The organism is Rhodococcus sp. EPR-147 (genome assembly GCF_001647185.1).
Taxonomy (GTDB): domain Bacteria; phylum Actinomycetota; class Actinomycetes; order Mycobacteriales; family Mycobacteriaceae; genus Rhodococcoides.
In genome coordinates, this window is the sequence record NZ_LVCU01000277.1 from 1 (window position 1) to 4,992 (window position 4,992).

General features: G+C 66.0%; 6 protein-coding genes. 1 reads left to right on the forward strand and 5 read right to left on the reverse strand.

The genetic code is table 11. The features are described 5' to 3' along the window. Positions 1–141 precede the first annotated feature (141 nt). Together pdxT and A2J02_RS13160 are read right to left on the reverse strand one after the other, a co-directional pair. Entirely contained in the window at positions 142–744 is a 603-nt protein-coding gene (gene pdxT, locus A2J02_RS13155; RefSeq protein WP_068050594.1) for a pyridoxal 5'-phosphate synthase glutaminase subunit PdxT, read from the reverse strand. Continuing rightward, positions 741–1,592 (reverse strand): acyl-CoA thioesterase, encoded by an 852-nt coding sequence (locus A2J02_RS13160; protein WP_068050595.1) that lies wholly within the window; start codon positions 1,590–1,592, stop codon positions 741–743. The genes pdxT and A2J02_RS13160 overlap by 4 nt, the downstream gene beginning before the upstream one ends. A 59-nt stretch (positions 1,593–1,651) precedes the next feature. On the opposite strand from A2J02_RS13160, the gene A2J02_RS13165 reads away from it, so the two are divergent. Then, complete coding sequence (locus tag A2J02_RS13165; RefSeq protein WP_231894004.1) at positions 1,652–2,284, forward strand: hypothetical protein; 633 nt, start codon at positions 1,652–1,654, stop codon at positions 2,282–2,284. Between the two features lie 10 nt (positions 2,285–2,294). On the opposite strand, the gene pdxS is transcribed toward A2J02_RS13165, so the two are convergent. The 3 genes from pdxS to A2J02_RS13180 all read right to left on the reverse strand — a co-directional run. Beyond that, positions 2,295–3,236 (reverse strand): pyridoxal 5'-phosphate synthase lyase subunit PdxS, encoded by a 942-nt coding sequence (gene pdxS / locus A2J02_RS13170; RefSeq protein WP_082899040.1) that lies wholly within the window; start codon positions 3,234–3,236, stop codon positions 2,295–2,297. 178 nt (positions 3,237–3,414) lie between these two features. Then, positions 3,415–4,440, reverse strand: a complete 1,026-nt coding sequence (locus A2J02_RS13175; protein ID WP_068050596.1) for an NUDIX hydrolase — start codon at positions 4,438–4,440, stop codon at positions 3,415–3,417. Next, on the reverse strand, positions 4,440–4,992 hold a 553-nt coding region (locus A2J02_RS13180; protein WP_156516215.1), incomplete at its 5' end, for a glycosyltransferase family 4 protein. The genes A2J02_RS13180 and A2J02_RS13175, both read right to left, overlap by 1 nt.

The window sequence follows — 4,992 nt, forward strand, 5'->3', positions numbered from 1 at the left end:
GTCGATCACCGCCTTCTTGTGCTTGGTGGTGGCCCATTTTGAGTGGCCGCTCATGCGATAGGGCCCCTTCCTGCTCGAAATCAGTGTTGTCGACTTTACTCGCCCGGTACCGCGCTCGGCACCGTCCGACCGTCGAAGGTTCTAGCGGCTGCGCACCATGTCGACGAAGAGTGCGTGCACTCGATCGTCGCCGGTGACCTCGGGATGAAAACTCGTCGCGAGAACGGAGTTCTGGCGAACGGCAACCACGCGTCCGGCGGCCGGTCCGTGCGGCACGGTGGCGAGCACCTCGACGCGCTCGCCCACCCGCTCGACCCACGGCGCGCGAATGAACACCGCCCGCACCGGCCCACCGTCGATACCGGTGACGTCGAGATCGGTCTCGAACGAATCGACCTGACGACCGAAAGCGTTGCGCCGCACGGTGATGTCGAGGCAATCCAGATGTCGGGCGTCGGGCCTGGTGTCGAGAATCTCGGACGCCAGCAGAATCATGCCCGCACAGGAGCCGTAGGCAGGCAGTCCCTCCGCCAACCGCGCGCGCAGCGGGTCGAGGAGCTCGAACACGCCGAGCAGGTTGCTCATGGTCGTCGATTCCCCGCCGGGGATGATCAAGCCGTCGATCTGCGCCAGTTCGGCAGGACGCCGCACGGTGACTCCGCGCGCACCGCTCGACTCGAGCGCAGCCAGGTGTTCGCGAACGTCGCCCTGCAGCGCGAGAACACCGATGGTCGGAGCGGTCACTTGCGGCCGAAGGGATCGACATGAGGCGCGTCCGGGTCCCGCTCGTAACGCATGAGCCCTTCTTGCACCACCGCGGCAACCATGCGTCCGGACGTGTCGAAAATTCGCCCCTGAGCCAGTGCCCGGCCGAAATCGGCCGACGGTGACGTCTGGTCGTAGAGCAACCATTCGTCTGCCCGGAACGGCCGCAGGAACCACAGCGCGTGATCGAGCGAGGCCGTCTGGGTGACGGCGTCCGGGTGCGGCACCTTGGCGGAGCCGATCAACGTCATGTCGCTCATGTACGCGAGTGCGCAGACGTGGAACACCTGATCGTCGGGCAACGTATCGCGGTAGCGGAACCACACACGTTGCTGCGCAGCGAAACTGGGATGCTTGACGGTCTGGTCTTCGGGAATGAGACGGATGTCCCATTCCGACCACTCCTTGTAGTACGAGTGGTCGTATTCGGCGAGGGTGGTGGGATCGGGCAGGCTGTCCGGTCCGACGACCTCGGGCATGACGTCCTGGTGCGAAATGCCGTCGTCGTCGCCGTGGAACGAGGCAGACATCGTGAAGATCGCCTTGCCGTGCTGAATTCCGGTGACGCGGCGTGTGCAGAACGACCGGCCGTCGCGGATCCGATCGACCATGAAGACGGCCGGTTCGTTCGGATTGCCCGGACGCAGAAAGTAGCCGTGCAGCGAGTGCACACGAAACTCGGGAGCCACTGTGCGCACCGCCGCGACGAGCGCCTGGCCCGCCACCTGACCGCCGAACGTACGGGGCAACCGAGAAGGGAAAGTCCGTCCCCGATAGATGTCGTTCTCGATCCGTTCCAATTCGAGAATGTCCTCGATGCTGGCCATGGCTGGTGTCCACCTTTCTGTGACAACGGCTCAGGCTAACAATGGATGGACCAGGCAAGATGGTCGGTGTGGGTCAACCGATGCCGATATTTCCCGATCTTCTCGTCGAGTCGATCGTCGATTCGTGCCCGGACGGTGCCCGCTCGATCGTCGTGATCGACGGTGCCGATGCCGCGCGACCGGTCGACTTCGCCACGCGCACAGCCGAACACGCCCGCTCTCGGGGCCGTCCGGCTGCCGTCGTCGACCTGCACGACTACGTCCGACCTGCGTCCATTCGATTCGAATACTCGCGGAACGACGAATTGAGCTATCGCACACTGTGGTTCGACTACGACGCCCTGGTTCGAGAAGTCATCGCCCCGCTGGGACCCGGTGGCGGAGGTCACTTTCTACCGCGACTGTGGGATGAGGCCACCGACCGCTCGGCTCGGGCCCGCACAACCTCGGCGGCGGCGAATCAGATCGTCCTGATCGCGGGACCCATGCTGCTCGGACGGGGATTGAACGTCGATCTGTCGGTGCAGCTACGCCTGTCCGCGAACGCTTTACGCCGCAGAACGAGCGCCCCCGATCAGTGGACCTGCGCCCCGTTGCTCGAGTACTACGAGAGCCTCGACGGCTCGGCCGAGCGGCCGGATTTTCTGGTCCGATGGGACCATCCCGACCGCCCGGCACTCGAACGCTACTGACGCAGAACCGTCACCAGCCACGCTCGGCGAGACGGTGTCCGACGGGGAGGTCGTCGACGTTGATGCCGACCATTGCCTCACCGAGACCGCGCGAGACCTTGGCGAGCACATCGGGGTCGTCGAAGAACGTGGTGGCCTTGACGATCGCCTCGGCGCGCTCCTTGGGGTTGCCGGACTTGAAGATTCCCGATCCGACGAACACGCCCTCGGCACCGAGCTGCATCATCATCGCTGCGTCCGCGGGAGTGGCGATGCCGCCGGCGGTGAACAGTGTGACGGGCAGTTTGCCGGCCCGGGCGACCTCGACGACGAGGTCGTACGGGGCCTGCAGTTCCTTCGCCGCCACGTACAGCTCGTCCTCGGGGAGCGAGGTGAGGCGACGGATCTCGTCGCGGATCTTGCGCATGTGCGTCGTCGCGTTCGAGACGTCGCCGGTTCCGGCCTCGCCCTTGGAGCGAATCATGGCCGCCCCCTCGGTGATTCGACGCATCGCCTCACCCAGGTTGGTGGCACCACAGACGAAGGGAACGGTGAAGTTCCACTTGTCGATGTGGTTGGCGTAATCGGCCGGGGTGAGCACCTCGGACTCGTCGATGTAGTCGACGCCGAGGCTCTGCAGAATCTGCGCTTCGACGAAGTGGCCGATGCGGGCTTTCGCCATCACCGGGATGCTGACCGAGGAGATGATGCTGTCGATCATGTCGGGGTCGCTCATGCGCGACACCCCACCCTGAGCGCGAATGTCGGCGGGGACGCGCTCGAGGGCCATGACGGCAACTGCTCCGGCGTCTTCGGCGATCTTGGCCTGATCGGCGGTGACCACGTCCATGATGACGCCGCCCTTGAGCATCTCGGCCATCCCCCGCTTGACGCGCGCGGTGCCGATTCCGTTCTCGCCCGAACCGCCTTCGGCAGATCCAGCGGGTGTAGTGGATGCGTGTGGGGTACTCAAGCCGACTCCTGTGTTCTGGGCACCGTTCGTGGCGCTCCGGACTGATATGTGCGACCACGTCCAGTCGCGCAATCGATCACGCGCGGCGCGAAGTCGCGCCCAGAACTGTAGGCCTCCTGGCGACGGTTTCCCATAACCACTTCATGATTGCTGGACTGCTCGAAAAGGGTCCAGATTGCTACCGGATAGCGCGCACGTCCGGGTCGCCGCGTCGCGCGAGAGCCACGTTCACCTCGTCCAGCAGTTCCGCGAGGTCCTGGGGATAGACGTTCTCGCCGACTGCGCTGAGCGCACGGATGTCGGCCTCGGTGCACCACTGATGGCCGGTCACGGTGCGGCGCTCGAAATCGGTGAACCCGGCGCTGTGGGGCTCGAACTCCTGCGTACGGATCGCGAAGAACAGTTCCTCGGAACGGATCAGGGTTCCGTTGAACGGGAACGTGGCAACCCGTCGCCACAGTGGACCGCGCAGATCTGCCGCCGCGACGGTCAGGCCGGTTTCCTCGTGCACCTCGCGCACCGCTGCTTCGCGGAGCGACTCGCCCTTCTCCACTGCCCCACCGATGGTGAACCAGAAGAAGGTGTCGGGCACCGTCGGATCGTGTCCGCGCAACAGCAGAACGCGGCCCCGTTCGTCGAGCAGCACCACCCGAGCGGATGTTCGCGGAGTGGCTCTGTTCTCGCTGCCGAACGTCGCGGCAGCAGACCGCTCGGCGATCTCGAAATACGACGGCAGGGCCGCGGTACCACCCAGATGCAACCACCGGACCGGGCGTCTGACCCGCAGCGCCAGAGTGTCCCGGACGGCGTCGTTGTGGAAGCGCCGTGCGATCAGCACGCGAGCCTCGGCGTCGGCCAGTTCGGCGACCAGTTGCGGGGGCAGGGCGTTCGGCTCGACGACGGCAAGAGCCATGGACACCGCGTTCTCGGCCTCTTCCCGCTGCGACCGGTCGGCGCGTTCGGCCCGATCGGCCAGTGCGGCGAGTTCTCTGCTCGCCGAGGCCGTGTCGCGGGTGGCAGCGGACACCGCTCGCGCGACGACGGCACGGCGGGCCAGTGCTGCATCGAGTGCCTGCCAGGCAAGGTCGGTACGCACGTGCAAGCGGTCCAGTCGGTTCGCCGTGCCGTACGCCCACAGGCCGACGACGAGAATCAGTACCGCGACCAGACCGAGTACCAGGATCGTGAGCGCCGAGAGGGTCATCAGTTCGCCGCCCGCACTTTCTGGCCCCCGAGGGTGACGGTTTCGTAGACCCGCAGGATCTGCTCGGCGACGACGGGCCAGTCGTAGGCGGCCACGGCGACCGAGGCGGCATCGACGAGGCGAGCACGAACGGTGTCGTCGGAGAGGATCGCGGTCACTGCGGCGGCGACGGCATCGGAATCGTCGATCGGAACCAGCAGTCCGCAGGTGCCGTCCTTGAGCACCCGCCGGAATGCGTCGAGTTCGCTTGCCACCACCGGAGTTCCGGCGGCCATGGCCTCGACGAGGACGATGCCGAAGCTCTCACCGCCGAGGTTGGGTGCGCAGTAGACGTCGGCGCTGCGCATCGCCGATGCCTTGGTCGCATCGTCCACCTGCCCCAGGAACGTCAGGTGCGAGGCGAGTGCGCCTGCGTCCTTGCGGAGCTTGTCCTCGTCGCCGCGGCCGACGATGAGGATCTCGATCTCGGGATGGGATTCGACGAGGGTGGGCAGTGCCCCGAGCAGGACCGCCATTCCCTTGCGTGGTTCGTCGAAGCGGCCGAGGAAGAGC